The organism is Microvirgula curvata, from assembly GCF_054781615.1.
The window spans coordinates 267,794-285,454 of record NZ_BAAGUB010000004.1; the positions used below are offsets into that span (position 1 = coordinate 267,794).

21 protein-coding genes are annotated in these 17,661 nt (G+C 65.1%); 4 read left to right on the top strand and 17 right to left on the bottom strand.

Annotated features, from left to right (window positions below; genetic code table 11):
• Positions 1-28: 28 nt before the first annotated feature.
• The 11 genes from atpG to mnmG form a co-directional block, all read right to left on the bottom strand.
• On the bottom strand, positions 29-895 hold the full coding sequence (atpG, locus tag ACYVG8_RS03370; protein WP_028499258.1) for a F0F1 ATP synthase subunit gamma: 867 nt from the start codon (positions 893-895) through the stop codon (positions 29-31).
• A 34-nt stretch (positions 896-929) separates the two neighbouring features.
• Positions 930-2,474, bottom strand: a complete 1,545-nt coding sequence (gene atpA, locus ACYVG8_RS03375; protein WP_028499257.1) for a F0F1 ATP synthase subunit alpha — start codon at positions 2,472-2,474, stop codon at positions 930-932.
• A gap of 8 nt (positions 2,475-2,482) precedes the next feature.
• On the bottom strand, positions 2,483-3,019 hold the full coding sequence (locus tag ACYVG8_RS03380) for a F0F1 ATP synthase subunit delta (protein WP_028499256.1): 537 nt from the start codon (positions 3,017-3,019) through the stop codon (positions 2,483-2,485).
• Between the two features lie 7 nt (positions 3,020-3,026).
• Entirely contained in the window at positions 3,027-3,497 is a 471-nt protein-coding gene (locus ACYVG8_RS03385) for a F0F1 ATP synthase subunit B (protein WP_028499255.1), read from the bottom strand.
• A gap of 51 nt (positions 3,498-3,548) precedes the next feature.
• Positions 3,549-3,830 (bottom strand): F0F1 ATP synthase subunit C, encoded by a 282-nt coding sequence (atpE, locus tag ACYVG8_RS03390; protein ID WP_028499254.1) that lies wholly within the window; start codon positions 3,828-3,830, stop codon positions 3,549-3,551.
• 88 nt (positions 3,831-3,918) lie between these two features.
• Complete coding sequence (gene atpB / locus ACYVG8_RS03395) at positions 3,919-4,710, bottom strand: F0F1 ATP synthase subunit A (protein ID WP_028499253.1); 792 nt, start codon at positions 4,708-4,710, stop codon at positions 3,919-3,921.
• 14 nt (positions 4,711-4,724) lie between these two features.
• Positions 4,725-5,078 (bottom strand): ATP synthase subunit I, encoded by a 354-nt coding sequence (locus ACYVG8_RS03400; protein ID WP_036385961.1) that lies wholly within the window; start codon positions 5,076-5,078, stop codon positions 4,725-4,727.
• A 103-nt stretch (positions 5,079-5,181) separates the two neighbouring features.
• Entirely contained in the window at positions 5,182-6,027 is an 846-nt protein-coding gene (locus tag ACYVG8_RS03405) for a ParB/RepB/Spo0J family partition protein (RefSeq protein WP_028499251.1), read from the bottom strand.
• Positions 6,028-6,029: 2 nt separating this feature from the next.
• The gene (locus ACYVG8_RS03410; RefSeq protein ID WP_028499250.1) at positions 6,030-6,812 is read right to left on the bottom strand and encodes a ParA family protein; all 783 of its coding nucleotides are present in this window, start codon (positions 6,810-6,812) and stop codon (positions 6,030-6,032) included.
• A gap of 1 nt (position 6,813) precedes the next feature.
• Positions 6,814-7,437, bottom strand: coding sequence for a 16S rRNA (guanine(527)-N(7))-methyltransferase RsmG (rsmG, locus tag ACYVG8_RS03415; RefSeq protein ID WP_028499249.1), 624 nt, complete (start codon positions 7,435-7,437; stop codon positions 6,814-6,816).
• A complete protein-coding gene (mnmG, locus tag ACYVG8_RS03420) occupies positions 7,428-9,326 on the bottom strand; it encodes a tRNA uridine-5-carboxymethylaminomethyl(34) synthesis enzyme MnmG (RefSeq protein ID WP_028499248.1) in 1,899 nt (632 codons plus the stop codon). The genes rsmG and mnmG overlap by 10 nt, the downstream gene beginning before the upstream one ends.
• Positions 9,327-9,559: 233 nt before the next feature.
• On the opposite strand from mnmG, the gene ACYVG8_RS03425 reads away from it, so the two are divergent.
• Positions 9,560-10,312: a GNAT family N-acetyltransferase gene (locus ACYVG8_RS03425; protein WP_107889114.1), complete on the top strand. Its 753-nt coding sequence runs from the start codon at positions 9,560-9,562 to the stop codon at positions 10,310-10,312.
• A 9-nt stretch (positions 10,313-10,321) separates the two neighbouring features.
• Here ACYVG8_RS03425 and ACYVG8_RS03430 read toward each other — a convergent pair whose 3' ends face one another.
• Together ACYVG8_RS03430 and dmeF are read right to left on the bottom strand one after the other, a co-directional pair.
• Complete coding sequence (locus tag ACYVG8_RS03430) at positions 10,322-11,662, bottom strand: DUF445 domain-containing protein (protein ID WP_460745021.1); 1,341 nt, start codon at positions 11,660-11,662, stop codon at positions 10,322-10,324.
• A gap of 90 nt (positions 11,663-11,752) precedes the next feature.
• Positions 11,753-12,700 (bottom strand): CDF family Co(II)/Ni(II) efflux transporter DmeF, encoded by a 948-nt coding sequence (dmeF, locus tag ACYVG8_RS03435; protein ID WP_460745022.1) that lies wholly within the window; start codon positions 12,698-12,700, stop codon positions 11,753-11,755.
• Positions 12,701-12,844: 144 nt separating this feature from the next.
• Between dmeF and ACYVG8_RS03440 the strand changes: the two genes are divergently transcribed.
• The 3 genes from ACYVG8_RS03440 to ACYVG8_RS03450 all read left to right on the top strand — a co-directional run bounded on the left by ACYVG8_RS03440 (position 12,845) and on the right by ACYVG8_RS03450 (position 14,894).
• Entirely contained in the window at positions 12,845-13,120 is a 276-nt protein-coding gene (locus ACYVG8_RS03440; protein WP_028499244.1) for a metal/formaldehyde-sensitive transcriptional repressor, read from the top strand.
• Positions 13,117-13,818, top strand: a complete 702-nt coding sequence (tsaA, locus tag ACYVG8_RS03445) for a tRNA (N6-threonylcarbamoyladenosine(37)-N6)-methyltransferase TrmO (RefSeq protein WP_460745023.1) — start codon at positions 13,117-13,119, stop codon at positions 13,816-13,818. The genes ACYVG8_RS03440 and tsaA overlap by 4 nt, the downstream gene beginning before the upstream one ends.
• A 140-nt stretch (positions 13,819-13,958) precedes the next feature.
• The gene (locus ACYVG8_RS03450) at positions 13,959-14,894 is read left to right on the top strand and encodes a Tim44 domain-containing protein (RefSeq protein WP_028499242.1); all 936 of its coding nucleotides are present in this window, start codon (positions 13,959-13,961) and stop codon (positions 14,892-14,894) included.
• A 99-nt stretch (positions 14,895-14,993) separates the two neighbouring features.
• Here the strand turns inward: ACYVG8_RS03450 and ACYVG8_RS03455 are convergent, their stop codons facing one another.
• The 4 genes from ACYVG8_RS03455 to ACYVG8_RS03470 are packed head-to-tail and all read right to left on the bottom strand — an operon-like array spanning position 14,994 to position 17,658.
• Positions 14,994-15,608, bottom strand: a complete 615-nt coding sequence (locus ACYVG8_RS03455; RefSeq protein ID WP_036385957.1) for a BON domain-containing protein — start codon at positions 15,606-15,608, stop codon at positions 14,994-14,996.
• Positions 15,609-16,199, bottom strand: coding sequence for a phosphoheptose isomerase (locus ACYVG8_RS03460; RefSeq protein ID WP_028499241.1), 591 nt, complete (start codon positions 16,197-16,199; stop codon positions 15,609-15,611).
• 19 nt (positions 16,200-16,218) lie between these two features.
• Positions 16,219-16,557, bottom strand: coding sequence for a YraN family protein (locus tag ACYVG8_RS03465; RefSeq protein ID WP_028499240.1), 339 nt, complete (start codon positions 16,555-16,557; stop codon positions 16,219-16,221).
• Entirely contained in the window at positions 16,558-17,658 is a 1,101-nt protein-coding gene (locus ACYVG8_RS03470) for a penicillin-binding protein activator (protein ID WP_460745024.1), read from the bottom strand. It abuts the gene before it with no gap.
• Positions 17,659-17,661: the final 3 nt, after the last annotated feature.

The window sequence follows — 17,661 nt, forward strand, 5'->3', positions numbered from 1 at the left end:
TCCCAATAAAGTAAACCGTCTCGCAGCGCTAGACAGCCGCGGCGCCGGCGACGATTTCCGAAAGCTCGGTAGTAATCGCGGCCTGGCGCGCCTTGTTGTACGTCAGCTTCAGTCGCTCGATCGCCTGAGCGGCGTTGTCGGTAGCGGCCTTCATGGCCACCATCCGCGCCGCCTGTTCGCTGGCCATGTTCTCAGCCACCGCCTGGAAGACGACGGATTCGAGATAGCGGCGAACCAGAATGTCGAGAACGGAGCGCACATCCGGCTCGTAGAGATAGTCCCACGAGTACGGGAATTCGCTCTCCAGCTCTTCGGTCCTGAGCGGCAGCAACTGCTCGATCTTCGGCTCCTGCTTCATCGTGTTCACGAACTTCGAGTACACGATGTGCAGTTCGTCGATATCGCCGCTCAGGTACGAGCGGACGATTTTCGACGCCGGTCCGATCAGCTTTTCCTGCTGCGGCGTATCGCCGAGCTGGGTTGCGCTGGACACCACGTTCATTTTCAGACGGGTGAGCGCCGCAAAGCCTTTCTGGCCGAAGCAGCAAACGTCGACTTCCACGCCCTTGTCGCTCCATCCGTCGACCAGCTGATAGAAAGTGCGCAGCACGTTGGCGTTCAAGCCACCGCACAGGCCCTTGTCCGAGCTGACCAGGATGACACCGACACGCTTGACCGATTCCCGCGTCTGCAACGCGGGATGCTTGAAGTCCGGATTGGTTTCGGCGACATGCGCCATCACTTCACGGACCTTCTCGGCATACGGACGCGCGGCGCGCATGCGCGCCTGCGTCTTGCGCATTTTCGACGTCGCGACCATCTGCATAGCGCGAGTGATCTTCTGCGTACCTTCTACGCTTTTGATCTTGGTGCGAATTTCCTTGCCGACTGCCATGTCCCAATCCTTTCAGTGGTGACGTCTGAAAAGATCAGGCGAAGTTGTAGCCGGCCTTGAACGATTCCATCGCTTGCGCGAGTTTCTTGTCGTTCTCTTCCGACAGCTTGCCGGTCTTTTCCACGTCTGCGAGCAGGTCGGCGTGGTTAGCCTTCATGTGCGACAGGAAATCAGCTTCGAACTTCAGTGCCTTCCGGACCGGAACACCTTCGTAGTAACCCTTGGTCACGCCGTACAGCGTCAGGGCCATTTCCGAGATCTTCAGCGTCGAGAACTGCTTCTGCTTCATCAGCTCGGTCACGATTTCACCGTGCGACAGCTGCTTGCGGGTCAGTTCGTCGAGGTCGGAGGCAAACTGGGCAAAGGCCGCGAGTTCGCGGTACTGCGCCAGCGCCAGACGGATACCGCCGCCGAGCTTCTTGATCACGTTGGTCTGGGCTGCACCACCGACGCGCGACACCGAGATACCGGCGTTCACGGCCGGGCGGATGCCGGCGTTGAACAGGTCGGATTCCAGGAAGATCTGGCCGTCGGTAATCGAGATCACGTTGGTCGGCACGAAAGCGGACACGTCGCCGGCCTGCGTTTCGATGATCGGCAGCGCGGTCAGCGAGCCGGTCTGGCCCTTGACTTCACCGTTGGTGAACTTCTCGACGTAGTCGGCGTTCACGCGGGCTGCGCGTTCCAGCAGACGGCTGTGCAGATAGAACACGTCGCCCGGGTAGGCTTCACGGCCCGGCGGACGGCGCAGCAGCAGCGAGATCTGGCGATAGGCCACAGCCTGCTTCGACAGATCGTCGTACACGATCAGCGCATCCTGACCACGGTCACGGAAGTATTCGCCCATCGCGCAGCCGGAGTACGGGGCGATGTATTGCAGGGCGGCGGTTTCGGAAGCCGAAGCCGCGACGATGATGGTGTGACCCATCGCGCCCTGGTCTTCGAGCTTGCGCACGACGTTGGCGATCGACGAAGCCTTCTGGCCGATGGCGACGTAGATGCAGATGACGCCAGTGCCCTTCTGGTTCGCGATGGTGTCCAGCGCCACGGCGGTCTTGCCGGTCTGACGGTCACCGATGATCAGTTCGCGCTGGCCGCGGCCGATCGGGATCATCGCATCGATGCCCTTCAGGCCGGTTTGCAGCGGCTGGTCCACCGACTTCCGTTCGATCACGCCCGGCGCGACCTTTTCGATCGGGCTCGATGCCTTGGCGGCGATCGGACCCTTGCCGTCGATCGGCTGACCGAGCGAGTTCACGACACGACCGACCAGTTCAGGGCCGACCGGCACTTCCAGAATGCGACCCGTGCACTTGACTTCGTCGCCTTCGGAAATGTGTTCGTACTCGCCCAGCACCACGGCGCCGACGGAGTCGCGTTCCAGGTTCAGGGCCAGGCCATAGGTATTGCCCGGGAATTCGAGCATTTCACCCTGCATCGCGTCCTTGAGGCCGTGAATGCGGATGACGCCGTCGGTCACCGAGATGACCGTACCGGTGGTACGCGCTTCGGTGGCGGACGGCAGGTTCTGAATCTTCGCGCGAATGAGCTCGCTGATTTCAGAAGGGTTCAACTGCATGATCTCTCCTAACTTTTGAGGCTGACCGCCATTGCTTGCAGTTTGCCGCGTACCGAGGCGTCGATCACGTCGTCGCCAATCTGGATGCGTACACCGCCGAGCAGCGCAGAATCTTCGCTGACCTCGAGTTGAATCTCTTTGCCATACTTGGCTTTGAGGGTCGCTGCGAGTTCGGCCGACTGGGAGTCGGTAAGCGGGAAGGCGGAGGCGATATGTGCGGTCAGCACGCCCTCTTCCGCCTGCTTCAGCTGGTCAAACTGGTCGGCGATGGCCGGCAAGAGCACCAGACGGCGGTTCTCGGCAAGCGCGGCGACGAGGTTCTTGACCTCGGCATCGGCTTTATCGCCCAGAACACCAGTCAGCATTGCTTCGATCTCGGCCGGGGTACGCTCCGGATCGGAGACGATGGCGTCGACGGCGGGTTCGCGCACGGTGGCGGCAAGCCAGACCAGCGCTTCTTCCCACTGGGCAAGACGACCTTCGTCCTTAGCCAACCGGAATACCGCCTCGGCGTATGGCCGCGCTACGGTAATGAGTTCTGCCATGGGCTGATTACAACTCCGCTTTGATGGAGGCCAGCAGATCAGCGTGCTTGGCGGGATCGATCTCGCGCTTCAGGATTTTCTCGGCGCCGGCGACAGCCAGATCAGCAAGCTGACCCCGCAGTTCTTCCTTGGCGCGGAGCACTTCCTGGCCGATTTCGGCACGGGCGTCGGCGATGATTTTCTCGCCTTCGCTCCGTGCGGCCTGCTTCGCTTCTTCCACGATCTGGCCAGAGCGCTTTTCCGCAGCCAGCACGAGTTCACTTGCTTGCTGCTTGGCGGTGCGGATCTGTTCCTCGACGCGTTTGCTCGCCTGTTCCAGATCCTGCTTGCCGCGCTCGGCGGCGGCCAAACCATCAGCAATGCGTTTGGCGCGCTCGTCCATCATGTTGGTAAGCGGAGGCCAAACAAATTTCATCGTGAACCACACCAGGATGGCGAAGGTAATCGCCTGTCCCAGAAGTGTTGCGTTGATATCCACGCTTGTTTTCCTCCAGTCAGTTCAACAACATCCGGCCTGGGCCGGGGTTCATTACGCGCCCAGGGCAGCCTTGGCAGCGGCCAGGAACGGGTTGTTGAACGTGTACAGCAGGGCGATACCAACACCGATCATCGAGATGGCGTCGAGCAGACCGGCGATGATGAAGAGCTTGGTTTGCAGAACCGGGATCATTTCCGGTTGGCGGGCCGAGCTCTCGAGGAACTTGCCGCCCAGGATGCCGAAGCCGAGCGCGGTACCGATGGCGCCGAGGCCGATCATGATGGCTGCGGCCAGTGCGGTCATGCCCTGAATCTGCGAAACGAGTGCTTCCATGGATCTCTCCTAAGGGGTGGGACGAGGTTGATGAGGGTAAAGCAAAACAGTGTCGCCACCGCCCGAAGGCGGCGACGACGGGGAAAACTTAGTGATCCTCGACGGCGAGGCTCAGGTACACGACGGTCAGCATCATGAACACGAACGCCTGCAGCGTGATGATCAGGATGTGGAAGATCGCCCACGGTGCGCCGAGCGGCCACTGGGCCCACCACGGCAGCAACGCGATCAGGATGAAGATCATTTCGCCGGCGTACATGTTGCCGAACAGACGAAGGGCGAGAGAGATCGGCTTGGCGATCAGTTCGATGATCTGCAGCAGGAAGTTGGCCGGAGCGAGCTTCGGACCGAACGGGGCCGAGAACAGCTCCTTCACGTAGCCGCCCACGCCCTTGGCCTTGATCGAGAAGCCGATGATCAGGAACATCACCGAAATCGACATGGCGAAGGTCGTGTTGACGTCGGCAGACGGCACCACGCGCAGGTAGACGTGTTCCGGATCGGCACCGAACACATGCTCGCCGATCAGACCGGCGATGTGCGGCAGCAAGTCGACCGGCAGCAAGTCCATCGCGTTCATCATGAACACCCAGACGAAGATGGTCAGGGCCAGCGGCGCAATCACGGCGCTCTTGGCATGGAACATCTCGCGTACCTGGGTGCCGACCATCTCGACCAGCATTTCGACCGCCAGCTGCAGGCGGCCCGGTTTGTCGACGCTAAAGTTTCGCGCCACGCGGGCGAAGATGAACAGGAACAGGAAGCCGAGGATCAGCGATACAGTGAAGCTATCGATGTTGATCGCCCAGAAGCCCCCGTCATGCGGCACCGTCGCCTGCGTCAGGTGGTGCTTGATGTACTCGGTAGCATTAGCAGCCATTTGCCCACTCTCGTTTATTTGGATAGAAGTCCAAGCCAGTATGCCGACTGCGCCAGGGCGAACCCGCCCAGCAACGCCAGTGCCGACACACTTGAAAAACCCGAAATGACCACCACGAACAGGATCAGCGTGGCGAACATTTTCATTGCCTCGGCACGAAAGTGCCGTCGCAGGATGACACCGGGGTGCGCCCGTCGCCCGTGGGCGAACCATGCGTACACCAGCGACCCCGCTATCGCGATGCCTCCCCCCGCCAGGGCGGACAGGGCACCGCGAGATGGATCCTCAGTTAGCAAAGCGGCGCAAAGCGCCGCCAGGGTGGTCAATCCAATTTGCAACCGCACGACCCGGAACACGACCGTATTCATATATGGGTACGCCCGCGGTCAAAACCCGTAGATTATATTGATGTGCAGCAAAGAGCGTCAACGTCGGCAAAGACATGGGTATATCGGAATTTAACGATATACATTATTGTCGTTTCAGCTTCTGCAGATAACCATCAAGTGAATTTAGGTCAGAATATTCAATTACCAAACGGCCATGGCCTTTCGACCCATGACGAATATGGACGGTAGTGCCGAGAATTTCGGCGATTTCCTCTTCCAGCCGGAGTACGTCCGGGTCCTTGCGCGGTGCCTTGCGGTCCTCTTCGGGCTGCTGGCGCGCCTGCGCCAGCCGTTCGGCATCGCGCACCGACAGGCCGCGTTCGGCGATATCCCGCGCCAGTTCGATCTGGTCGAGCACCGGCAGCGGCAGCAGCGCACGCGCATGGCCCATGTCGATGCGGCCGGCGTAGACCAGGTCCTGCACCGGCTCGGCCAGATTCAGCAAGCGTAACAGGTTGGTCACCGCACTGCGCGAACGACCGAGCGCGGACGCCGCCCGTTCATGGGTCATGCCGAACTCGTCGATCAGCCGCTGGATGCCGTGGGCCTCTTCCAGCGGGTTCAGTTGTTCGCGCTGGATGTTCTCGATCAGCGCGATGGCCAGCGCCGCCTCGTCCGGCACGGCACGCACCACGGCGGGGATCTCGGCCAGTCCGGCCTTGCGCGCGGCGCGCCAGCGCCGTTCGCCGGCAATCAGTTCGTAGTCGCCCAGACCGATCTCGCGCACGACGATCGGCTGGATGACCCCCTGGGCGAGGATGGATTCGGCCAGTTGCGCCAGCGCCGCCTCGTCCATGTGGGTGCGGGGCTGGTAGCGACCGGGGCGAATATCGCCGATCGGAAGCGTGGCCAGACGGTCTTCGGCCGGATTGGCGGCCAGCAATACGTCGAGCCCGCGTCCGAGCCCCTTGAATTTGGGTTTGGACATCATCAGGCAGGTATGGCTTGGGTTTCGAGCCGGGCGATCAATTCATCGGCCAGCGTCAGGTAGGCTCGGGCACCGCGAGCGGCGCGATCATAGGCGAGGACCGGCAAGCCGTAGCTTGGCGCTTCCGCCAGGCGCACATTGCGCGGGATCACGGTGGTGAACACTTTGCCGCCGAAATGCTGGGTCAGCTGGGCCGAGACCTGCTGGGCCAGCGTCGAGCGCGTATCGAACATCGTCCGCAGCAGGCCGACGATGTCGATGCCCGGATTCAGCGCGCCGCGCATCTTGCGCAGCGTGGTCACCAAGTCGGACAGGCCTTCGAGCGCATAGTACTCGCACTGCATCGGGATGATGACGCCATCGGCGGCAGCCAGCCCGTTCAGGGTCAGCAGGTTCAGCGCCGGCGGACAGTCGAGCAGGATGTAGTCATACCCGGACTTCACCGTGGCCAGCGCCGCGCGCAGCCGCGTTTCGCGCTGGCCGACACCGACCAGCTCGACCTCGGCCGCAGCCAGGTCGCGATTGGCCGGCAGCAGGTCATAGCCTCCCGCCTCGCTGCGGCAGCATACCGAGTCGAACGGCGCGGCATCGATCAGCAGGTGATAGACCGTGTGTTCGAGCTGCGACTTGTCGACGCCGGAGCCCATGGTCGCATTGGCCTGCGGGTCGAGGTCGACCACCAGTACCCGACGGCCCTTCTCGGCCAGGCTGGCAGCGAGATTGACGACGGTCGTGGTCTTGCCCACGCCACCCTTCTGGTTGGTGACTGCGAGGACACGGGCCATGTCAGGCCAGTCCCAGGCGCACCAGATGCCGGTCGGCATCCAGACCGGGCACTTTGAGTTCGATCACGTCGAGCACTTTCACATCCTCCGGCAAATGCGCGATTTCCTCGTCCGGGTACACGCCCTTCAGCGCGGCCCATTCGCCGCCATCGGCGAGCAGGTGACGCGTGAGGCGCACGAACTCGGCCAGTTCGGAAAAGGCGCGAGAGGTGATGACGTCGAAGCGGCGCTCCGGCGCAAAAGCTTCGACACGCTCGCAGACCACGTCGGCATTTGCAAGTCCGAGTTCGATCACGGCCTGCTTGAGGAAGGTGGTTTTCTTGTGGTTCGCGTCCAGCAGCGTCAGTTGCCAGTCCGGCCGGCACACGGCGAACGGGATGCCGGGCATGCCGCCACCCGAGCCCACGTCGAGGATGTGGCTGCCGCGAATGCTGCCCAGCGCGGCCAGGCTGTCGAGGACGTGATACGCGACCATGCGTTCGGTTTCGCGCACGGCGGTCAGGTTGTAGACCTTGTTCCACTTGTCGAGCAGCTCGACATAGTGGACCAGCAGGAGCTCCTGCGCGGCGGTAAGCGTGAGTCCCAGCGTGTCGGCGCCGAGGTGCAGTTCGTCTTTCAGGGACATTCTTTGGCTTTCGTGACTAGGCCGGCCCGTTTCAAATGAACGAGCAGCAGGGATATCGCCGCCGGGGTGATGCCGGAGATTCTCGACGCCTGGCCCAGGGTTTCCGGACGGTGCGTCGCCAGCTTCTGCTGGACCTCCTTCGACAGACCGGACACGGCGGCAAAATCGAGGTCGGCAGGCAGGCGGATGTGCTCCATGGTATCGCGCCGGGCGACTTCATCCTGCTGCCGATCAATATAACCCTGGTATTTCACCTGAATTTCCACCTGCTCGGCAACCACGGGATCGTCGACCGGGGTGCCGAACGCGCTCAGCGTCGACAGGCCGGCATAGTCGACGTCGGGCCGCTTCAGCAGGTCGGCCAGCGAATACTCGCGCTCGACCGGCTGTCCCAGCACGCGCTCCGCCTCGTGCACGGCCACCAGTTTCGAGTTGATCCAGGTCGAGCGCAGCCGGCCCAGTTCGCGCTCGATCGCTTCGCGCTTGGTTTCGAACAGCGCCCATTGCGCGTCGCCGACCAGCCCCAGGCGACGCCCCTGCTCGGTCAGACGCAGGTCGGCATTGTCCTCGCGCAACTGCAGCCGGTATTCGGCACGGCTGGTGAACATCCGGTACGGTTCGGTCACGCCGAGCGTGGTCAGGTCGTCAGCCAGCACGCCAAGGTAGGCCTGGTCGCGCCGCGGCGACCAGCCGTCGTCGCCGGTTGCATGGCGGGCGGCGTTCAGCCCGGCCAGCAGCCCCTGCGCCGCCGCTTCCTCGTAGCCGGTGGTGCCGTTCACCTGCCCGGCGAAGAACAGTCCGGCGATATTCTTGGATTCCAGCGTCAGCTTCAGTGCGCGCGGATCGAAGTAGTCGTACTCGATCGCATAGCCGGGACGCAGGATATGGGCATTCTCCAGCCCGCGCATGCTGCGGATCGCCGCCAGCTGGATATCGAACGGCAGCGAGGTCGACACGCCGTTCGGGTAGATCTCGTGGGTGTCGAGCCCTTCCGGTTCGAGGAACACCTGATGGCTGTCGCGGTCGGCGAAGCGGTTGATCTTGTCCTCGATCGACGGACAGTAGCGCGGTCCGACGCCCTCGATCTTGCCGGTGAACATCGGCGAACGGTCGAAACCGGCGCGGATGATGTCGTGGGTCCGGGTATTGGTGTGGGTGATCCAGCACGGCAGCTGGCGCGGATGCATGTCGCGCGAACCGCGGAAGCTGAACACCGGTGCCGGGTCGTCGCCGGGCTGGACTTCGAGCACGCTGAAGTCGATCGAGCGGCCGTCGAGACGCGGCGGCGTGCCGGTTTTCAGCCGGCCGACCGGCAGCGCATAGTCGCGCAGCCGCGCACCCAGCGTGCTGGATGCCGGGTCGCCGGCACGGCCGCCGGTGTAGTTTTCCAGCCCGATATGGATCTTGCCGGACAGGAAGGTGCCGGCGGTCAGCACCAGCGACCGTCCCCGGAAGGTGATGCCGGCCTGGGTAATGGCGCCGGCCACGCGGTCGCCCTCGAGCAGCAGGTCGTCGACCGCCTGCTGGAACAGCCACAGATTCGGCTGGTTTTCCAGCATGTGGCGGATGGCAGCCTTGTAGCGCACCCGGTCGGCCTGGGCGCGGGTCGCCCGCACTGCCGGCCCTTTCGAGCCGTTCAGCGTACGGAACTGGATGCCGCCGATATCGGTGGCGAGCGCCATCGCGCCGCCGAGCGCATCGACTTCCTTGACCAGATGGCCTTTGCCGATGCCGCCGATGGACGGGTTGCACGACATCTGGCCGAGCGTTTCAATATTGTGGGTCAGCAGCAGTGTGGCGCGCCCCATGCGGGCGCTGGCAAGTGCCGCTTCGGTGCCGGCGTGGCCGCCACCGACGACGATGACGTCGAATTCGGTCGGGTAAATCATGACTGGCAGGTCGGCTGACGCCGCTTCCGCAGAAAAACGCGTGATTTTACGCCAATTCGCCGCTTCGCGTAACACACTGATTTACCGGCCATTCCCGCAAAAGCGGCAAAAACGCGTCCCGGCGGCATGCCGCACGCCCATGCCTGTCTTCAGGCTGCAATGCCGGCGTCAACGTCGCGTCATTTGCGCTGCCTAGCATGCACTCCGTCCTCTCGTGACCGGAGAAACACGCCATGCTCGACCTGAATACCGCCCCGTCGCCCCGGCGCACGCCGCGCCTTGTTGTCGGCGTTGCCGACACCGCCTCGGCCATCCGTGCCGCACAGAAACTGCGCTACGACGTCTTTGCCACCGAAATGGGCGCCACACTGGCGTCGGCAGCGGAACAGACCGACCGCGACGACTATGACGCCATCTGCGATCACCTGATCGTGACCGAAACCGCAACCGGCCGCGTGGTCGGCACCTACCGCATGCTGCCGCCCGGCCGCGCCCATCAGGCGCCGATGCTGTATTCCGAGCATGAGTTCGACCTGAGCCGGCTGGCGCACATCCGGCCGCGGCTGGTCGAGGTCGGCCGCTCGTGCGTCCACCCCGATTTCCGCTCCGGTGCCGTGATTGCGCTGCTGTGGGCCGGGCTGGCCGATTACGTCAGCCGGGTCGGCGGCGACTACCTGGCCGGCTGTGCCAGTGTCAGTCTGGCCGATGGCGGCCACCAGGCCGTCAGCCTGTACCGCTATCTGGAGCAGCGCCATCTGGCACCGGCGGACTGGCGCGTGTTTCCGCATCTGCCGCTGCCGCTCGGCCATGTCGATGATGCCCTCGACGTCGCCATGCCACCGCTGATCAAGGGCTATCTGCGTGCCGGCAGCCTGGTGTGCGGCGAGCCGGCCTGGGACCCGGACTTCAATTGCGCCGATTTTTTCATGCTGATGCCGATGGACCGGGTCGACGCCCGCTACGCGCGACGCTTCATGGGCGAATGAGTCGCCCGTTCAGCCGAGCCACAGCCGGGTCAGGGCGATCACGGCAGCGGCCAGTCCGCCGACTACGGCGCCGTTGACGCGAATCCACTGCAGCTCCTCGCCGACCTTGTCCTCGATCTGCCGCACCAGCGCCCGGGTCGGCAGCCTGGATTCGGACAGCGACAGACGGACGGTATCGCCGATCAGTTGCGGGCGCGATTCGATCACTTCGACAATCAGCCGCCGCACGATATCGTCGAAGCCGTTCCGGGTGTCGTCGTGGGTCAGGAAATGGGCAATCGCGCCGCCGATCATCGCATCCAGTCGCAAGCTGGCGGCCGAGGCCGGATCGTCCAGCGCGGCATCCAGCTCGTGCCGCAGCATGGCGAGCCAGCCGGTCAGCGCGCCACCGGGCTGCAGCGCCTTGTCCAGCAACTCGCGCAGACCGGCGGTCAGCATGGCGGCCGAAGGCGCTTCGCCGTCCGCCATCCGCGTCGCCCAGCGATGCAGCGCCACATACAGGCCGAGCCGCAGCGGGTGGGCCGGATCGGCGCGCACCTCGGCCAGCACCAGTTGCAGCCGTTCCGCCATCTCGCCGACCAGGTGTTCGACCTTGCCGGCATCGTCATCGCCATCGAGGAACAGCCTCGCCAGCCGGACCTTGGTCGATTCCCACCAGCCCTCGTGCGCATACTCGGACAGTGCCGACAGCAGCGCATCGCGGAACCAGGCCTGCAGTTCGGCCTTGCCCAGCGCCGCGCCGAGCACGTCAGCCAGCCCGTCACCCAGCCGATGCTGGATGGCCGGATCGGCCAGTACCTGCGCCAGCCCCTGCCCCAGCGGCCGGCCCAGATCGGCCGTCGCCAGCCGGGACCGTGCGCCGGCAGCGATGGCCTCGACGAAGGTCGGGTGTTCCAGTGCCGCCGTCAGCGGCACGATAAAGCCGCGCAGCGCGCGGCGCACGCTGTCGCGGTTGCGCGGATCGCGCAGGTAAGAGGCAATCAGCCCGGAAAACGACACCCCGGCCAGCCGCTCGCGCACCACGGCCGGCGACAGCCAGTGCGTCTCCACCATCTCGACGATGCCGTCGGCCAGCCGCTCGCGCTTGCGCGCCAGCAGGTCGGTATGACGGGCCACCAGCGGGATCGGAATGCGGCGGAACAGGGCGGACACGGCGAACCAGTCGGCCAGACCGCCGACCGTCGCCCCTTCAAAAGCGGTAACCAGCACCCGGCCGACATGCGGGGGCAGCAGGCCGGCACGGGTTGCGGCCTCGCCGGCCACCAGCCCGGCCACGGCCACGGCCAGGGAAACGGTGCCACGGTGGTGTCCAAGCCAGCTGGCGCGGCGCGGGGGGGTGTCGGTCGTCATCGGCATGGCTGAAGTGTAACGCGTCGCTGCACCGGCAAAACAGTATTGGATATATCCCTGCCGGGAGATAACCCATCCGGTTTCGCGTTCTCAGGCGGCGGCGCGCACTTCGACCGTCACGTGCACCAGCTCGGCATGTTCGGCGAGATGGGTGTGGATCAGCCCGGCGTCGACCGCCCCCGCCACGGTCAGCACACACGCATACTGGGCGCGACCGACCCGCCAGACATGCAGATCGAGCAACCGGCCGGCGCCATCCGTCGCCGCGGCGACGGCATCGCGGACTTCGGCCACCACGCCGGCGTCCATCTCCGCATCGAGCAGTACCCGTCCGGATACCGACAGCAGGCTGATGGCCCAGCGCGCCACCAGCACGCTGCCGGCAATGCCGATGACCGGGTCCAGCCACACTGCACCGGCGTACTTGCCGGCCAGCAGCGCGACGATGGCGGCGACCGAGGTCGCCGCATCGGCCAGTACATGCAGATAGGCCGAGCGCAGGTTCAGGTCCTGATGCAGGTGTTCATGACCATGCGGATGGTCATGATCATGGCCATGGCCGTGGTCATGCCCGTGGTGACCGTGTCCGTCGCCGCGCATCAGCAGCCAGGCACTGAACAGGTTGACGGCCAGGCCGAGCACGGCGACTTCGGCCGCCTGGTCGAAAGCGATCGGCAGCGGATTGAACATCCTCCCGACCGACTCGATCACCATGCCCAGCGCCACCATCAGCAGCAGCAGCGCACTGGCAAAGCTGCCGAGAATTTCGATTTTCCAGGTCCCGTAGGCAAAGCGCAGGTCGCCGGCATAGCGCCGCGCCGCCCAGTACGCCAGCAGGGCCATGCCCATGGCCACCGCATGTGAGCTCATGTGCCAGCCATCAGCCAGCAGCGACATCGAGTTGAACAGCTGCCCGGCAATGATTTCGACCACCATGGTGATCAGGGTCAGCACCAGCACGCGACGCGTACCGACTTCACCGGCCGGATTGCCACTGTCGAAGCGGCGCTGGCACAGGCACGGGGCAAGGTAACTCATGATGGCGGACTCGATGCGGGACAGGCGCCGGCCGGCTGGCCGGGCACGGATAAAATACTACTCCCCAGTATCCTGAAACACCAGTTCCCGGCAGAAATTCCCGACGGACTTGCCGCTGGCGGCGAGCGCATCGACAATTCCGGCATGCCCCATACCCATCGTGACAAGAACAAGCTGATCAATCGCGTGCGTCGCCTGCGCGGCCAGCTCGACGCCGTCGAGCGCGTGCTCGAAAACGAGGAGCACTCGTGCACCGAGATCCTGCAGCAGATCGCCGCCATCCGCGGCGCGGTCAATGGCCTGATGTTCGAGGTGCTCGAAGGCCATGTCCGCAGCCATGTCGCCGTCCCGGAGCCGGATGACGAACAGGCCGCCGACATCGACCAGCTGGTCGCCGTGCTGCGTTCCTATCTGAAATGAGCGCGTATACCTTCACCCCGGTCGGCATCCTGCATTCGCCGTTCGTCGACAAGTTCGGCGTGCCGCGCCAGCCCCGGCTGGCGCCGCATGCCCGCGCCGAGCTGGTGTTCGTGCCGCCGTACGACCATCCGGACTGCGTGCGCGGGCTGGCGCAGTTCTCCCATGTCTGGCTGAGTTTCGTCTTTCACGCCCATGTCGATCGCGGCTGGCGGCCGTTGATCCGGCCGCCGCGGCTGGGCGGCAATGACAAGCTCGGCGTGTTTGCCAGCCGCTCGACCTTCCGGCCGAACCCGCTTGGCCTGTCGCTGGTCGAACTGCTGGCGGTCGAGCCCGGCCGGCTGTTGCTGGCCGGCGCCGATCTGGTCGACGGCACGCCGATACTGGACGTGAAGCCGTACATCCCGTTTTCCGACAGCGCGGCCGATGCCCGCGGCGGCCTGGCGGGGGCGCCGCCGGTACCGCTGCCGGTTCGCTGGCGCGCCGAAGCCCGCGAACAGTGTGCCCGCCATGCGGCGAGCTGCCCCGACCTGGCGGCCCTGATTGACGAAGTGCTGGCGCAGGACCCGCGGCCGGCCTTCCATGACGACCCGGAGCGGCTCTACGGCGTGCGGCTGTACGCGCTGGATGTCCGCTTCCGCGTCGATGCCGACGATGGCGGCGTCGAGGTCATTGAAATACGCGACGTCGCCCCATACTGATATTCGTCAATTTTTTTAAGCACTGACTAAGCACCACGCTGCAACATCTGCCCACATCAATACGGTCGTGGGCGATTTTCCGCCCCCGCCCGGACAACCGGAAACCGGCAGCGTCGGACCTGCCACCAGAGGAGTCCCACATGTCCCCGAAATCCCGCCAGCTGGTACTTTCACTCGCTTGCGCCGCATTGCTGGCCGCGCCATTCGCCGAGGCAGCCCGTATCGGCAAGGGCCGGTCGTCGGGCATGCAGCGCAGCGCCAAGCCCGCACCGACCTATCAACAGGCCGCCCCGACGCCGAACTACCCGGCCCAGGCCGCCCCGCAGCCGCGCAGCGGCCCGGGTGTCGGTACCGCCATCGCCGCCGGTGCCGCCGGTGCGGCAGCCGGCTACATGCTCGGCAATGCCATGAGCGACAAGGGCACCGCCCAGGCCAATACCGCCGCCGAGAAGCAGGCTGCCGGCGAGCCGGCCGCCCCGCAACAAAGCAGCGGCATGGGCATCGGTACCATCCTGCTGCTCGCCGTTGGCGGCTTCTTCCTGTTCCGCATGCTGCGTCGCCGCCGTGAACAGGCTGCAATGAATGCGCCGCTGCAGACGGCACCGCAGGCGCGTCCGATGGACCCGAACGCCTTCCGCGTGAACCCGACCGGCAGCGTGCCGGTCCCGCCGATCGGTGGCGGTTACGCACCGCAGGCCGCGCCGTCGCTGGCCCGTCTGCCGGACGGCACTGAAACGCCGCATTTCCTGCGCCAGGCCAAGGCGACCTTCATGCACCTGCAAAGCATGAACAACCCGGACAACGTCGAGGAAGTGCGCAAGTACATGACGCCGGAACTGTTCGAGCAACTGAAGGCCGACATCACCGAAAATGGCGAAACCGCCGATTTCCCGCAGCTCGACTGCCAGCTGATCGACGCCGAGTCGAACAGCAGCGGCCTGGTCGCCAGCGTGCGCTTCAGCGGCACCGTCAGCGAATCGGTCAATGCCCCGGCCGTGCCGTTCAGCGAAACCTGGCACTACATCAAGTCGCCGGCCACCAACGACAAGTGGGTCGTCGCCGGCATCCAGCAGTAATCCTGCCGGGTCACCATGAAAAACGCCGCTTCCATCCGGAAGCGGCGTTTTTGTCATCCCTCTCACCGCAAAGAGCGGACGGGGACGGAAGGTTCAGATTCAGCCGGGTTGTTGCGCGTCCGGCAGCATCTGGTTGGTCTGCGAGTCGATCAGCTGGAAGAAGGTGTGAACCTTCAGCACGCCGGCGGTCTCGCTGGCGATTTTGGTCGCTGCCGAGGCTTCGTCCGGCGTCACCAGCCCGAGCAGATAGGCTTCGCCACGCTCGCTGACCACCTTGACGTGGTTCGGCGAGAACAGGTTGGCGGTGACCATGCGTGCCTTGATCTTCGAGGTCAGCGAGCTGTCGTTCAGCCGGTTGCCGAGACTGGACACCGGCGACACCACGGTCTGGTCATACACGCGGCGCACGTTCGGCTGACCGCGGGCGAGCAGCTCGATGCCGCGCTTGGCGGCCTCGTCCGGCACTTCGCCGGTCAGCAGCACCACGCGGTTGTAGCTGGTCACGTTGACGTGGGCAGCCGGGTAGCTGTCGGACACCTGCTTGCCGATCTTCACCTCGGCGCTCTGGTCATCCACATAGACCCCGGTCGTGCGGCGATCTGCGCCGACCAGCAGTGCACCGCCGGCACCGGCGGCTACCACCGGAATGCAGGCGGACAGCGTCGTGGCGGCAGTCGCGGCCAGCAACAGGATGGCGAGCGTCTTTCGGGTCATTCAGTCTCCTCCCAACAGCATGTAGTCCACGGCGTCACACAGCGCATGGATGATGGTGATATGGACTTCCTGAATGCGCGCGGTCCGGTTGACCGGCACATTGATCAGGATGTCGTCGGCGGTCATCAGATCGGCGATCTGTCCGCCATCGCGTCCGGTCAGCGCGATGATGTCCATCTGCCGCTCGTGGGCGGCATGGATGGCTTCGATGACGTTCAGCGAGTTGCCCGAGGTCGAGATCGCCAGCAGCAGGTCGCCGTCGTGACCCAGCGCCCGTACCTGCTTGGAGAAGACGCGCTCGAAGTCGTAGTCGTTGCCGATGGCGGTCAGCGCCGACGAGTCGGTCGCCAGCGACAGCGCGGCCAGCCCCGGGCGCTCCTTCTCGAAGCGGCCGACCATCTCGGCGGCGAAATGCTGGGCATCCGCTGCCGAGCCGCCATTGCCGCAGGCGAGAATCTTGCCCTCGTTCATCAGACAGCCAACCATGCGTTCGGCCGCCTGCGCCATCACGCCCGGCAGGACGTCCATGGCAGCCTGCTTGGCGGCGATGCTTTCAATGAAATGCTCGTTGATGCGTTCTATCAGTTCCATCGCGGGCTCCTCTGCGGAGTCATAAATCGATCTGTTTCAACCATGCCGGATCGGCATCGCCGTCGAAACAGACCGCATCAAATCGGCAAGCCGGGACGGGGCCCGGCCACGTAAGCAGAAACGCCTCGGCGGCCCGCCGGAGTCGTTCTCGTTTGGATCGGGAAAGACTGGCGGCTGCACCGCCAAAACTCAAGCTTTTCCGTGCTCTCACTTCCACAAACACCAGGGTGTCGCCCTCGGTCATGACCAGATCGAGCTCGCCACCGCCGCCACGCCAGTTGCGCGCGACCGGCTTGAGGCCGGCGGCACGCAGCAGGACCAGTGCACGGTCCTCGGCGAGCCGGCCGGCATCATTCACTTATTGCCCTTCCAGCACCTGGACCGGCAGCGTGCGGGCAAACTGGCGGTCACGGCCGAGCTTCAGATCGCCGGTCACGCCATCGAGCCGCCAGCCGGGCGGCGGCGGCGTCACCGTCATGTCGCGGGCAACGCGATAGGCATCGATGCCGAGCGCGTACAGCCGCTCGGTGGCGCGGGTCAGCGCCTCGGCCGGGCGCGGATAGCGCTGGACGGCCGGGTGTCTGGCCATGACCAGCCACGGCATGTCGACCACCTTGACCCCGGTCAGCGCCGCCGGCACATGGGCCACCGCCAGTTGCGACACCGCATAGCGCGGCAGCGCCGAGACGGCAGCCGGCACGGCGGCCGGATCGATCAGCGCCAGGAACACGCTGTCGGCGCCGGCCAGGTGCCCGGCCAGGGCCGGGTCGTGCGCCGCCAGCGAGCGCGGCGGCGTCTGGGCGGCGCTGGTCCACTCGGAAGCGAACGCGGCCGCCAGACGACGGTCCAGCACGCCGCTCCCGGTGATGACCGCCGGACGCTGCATGCCGTCCTGGCGCATCAGCCGGGCGATCTGGCGCGCTTCGAGTTCGGCCGACACCGACAGACCGAACAGCTTCGGATTGGCGGTGGTGCCATCCAGCGTGTTCAGCGCCAGCGTCGGCACGGTGACCCGGGGCGCAAGCTGGGCAATGGCCGGACGCGTCAGCGGACCGATCACCACCCGGGCGCCATTGGCCACCGCCTCGCGATAACGCTGGGCAACATTGTCGACCGTGGTGTCGTACATGCGTACCGCCGGGCCCTGATCGGCGCCCTGCGCCGCCACAATGCCGGCGCGCACCACGTCGGCGGCGTCACCGAGCGCCTCGCTTTTCAGCGGCAGCAGCACCGCGATCGGCGCCCGCTCGGGCACGGCCGGCTGCGGTGCGGCGACGGCAGCCGGTGCGGCCGGCGGAACCGGCACGGCAGCCTGTCCGGGAGGGGGCGAGAACAGCGGCTTCAACGGCGCAGCGTTCTGCCAGATGATATAGTCCGCGGCCTGGGTGGGCGTTGCCGCCTGCGCACCCGTAAGCCAGATGGCGGCCAGAACGGCCAGAAGTGGAGCCAGTCGTTGCATTCT

Coding starts and splice junctions, on each gene's coding strand:
- ACYVG8_RS03470 (WP_460745024.1), bottom strand. CDS start 17,658: ATGCAACGACTGGCTCCACTTCTGGCCGTTCTGGCCGCCATCTGGCTT.
- ACYVG8_RS03455 (WP_036385957.1), bottom strand. CDS start 15,608: ATGACCCGAAAGACGCTCGCCATCCTGTTGCTGGCCGCGACTGCCGCC.
- ACYVG8_RS03425 (WP_107889114.1), top strand. CDS start 9,560: ATGCTCGACCTGAATACCGCCCCGTCGCCCCGGCGCACGCCGCGCCTT.
- ACYVG8_RS03450 (WP_028499242.1), top strand. CDS start 13,959: ATGTCCCCGAAATCCCGCCAGCTGGTACTTTCACTCGCTTGCGCCGCA.
- ACYVG8_RS03405 (WP_028499251.1), bottom strand. CDS start 6,027: ATGTCCAAACCCAAATTCAAGGGGCTCGGACGCGGGCTCGACGTATTG.
- rsmG (WP_028499249.1), bottom strand. CDS start 7,437: ATGTCCCTGAAAGACGAACTGCACCTCGGCGCCGACACGCTGGGACTC.
- ACYVG8_RS03410 (WP_028499250.1), bottom strand. CDS start 6,812: ATGGCCCGTGTCCTCGCAGTCACCAACCAGAAGGGTGGCGTGGGCAAG.
- ACYVG8_RS03380 (WP_028499256.1), bottom strand. CDS start 3,019: ATGGCAGAACTCATTACCGTAGCGCGGCCATACGCCGAGGCGGTATTC.
- ACYVG8_RS03460 (WP_028499241.1), bottom strand. CDS start 16,199: ATGGAACTGATAGAACGCATCAACGAGCATTTCATTGAAAGCATCGCC.
- ACYVG8_RS03440 (WP_028499244.1), top strand. CDS start 12,845: ATGCCCCATACCCATCGTGACAAGAACAAGCTGATCAATCGCGTGCGT.
- tsaA (WP_460745023.1), top strand. CDS start 13,117: ATGAGCGCGTATACCTTCACCCCGGTCGGCATCCTGCATTCGCCGTTC.
- mnmG (WP_028499248.1), bottom strand. CDS start 9,326: ATGATTTACCCGACCGAATTCGACGTCATCGTCGTCGGTGGCGGCCAC.
- atpE (WP_028499254.1), bottom strand. CDS start 3,830: ATGGAAGCACTCGTTTCGCAGATTCAGGGCATGACCGCACTGGCCGCA.
- atpG (WP_028499258.1), bottom strand. CDS start 895: ATGGCAGTCGGCAAGGAAATTCGCACCAAGATCAAAAGCGTAGAAGGT.
- ACYVG8_RS03430 (WP_460745021.1), bottom strand. CDS start 11,662: ATGACGACCGACACCCCCCCGCGCCGCGCCAGCTGGCTTGGACACCAC.
- dmeF (WP_460745022.1), bottom strand. CDS start 12,700: ATGAGTTACCTTGCCCCGTGCCTGTGCCAGCGCCGCTTCGACAGTGGC.
- atpA (WP_028499257.1), bottom strand. CDS start 2,474: ATGCAGTTGAACCCTTCTGAAATCAGCGAGCTCATTCGCGCGAAGATT.
- ACYVG8_RS03400 (WP_036385961.1), bottom strand. CDS start 5,078: ATGAATACGGTCGTGTTCCGGGTCGTGCGGTTGCAAATTGGATTGACC.
- atpB (WP_028499253.1), bottom strand. CDS start 4,710: ATGGCTGCTAATGCTACCGAGTACATCAAGCACCACCTGACGCAGGCG.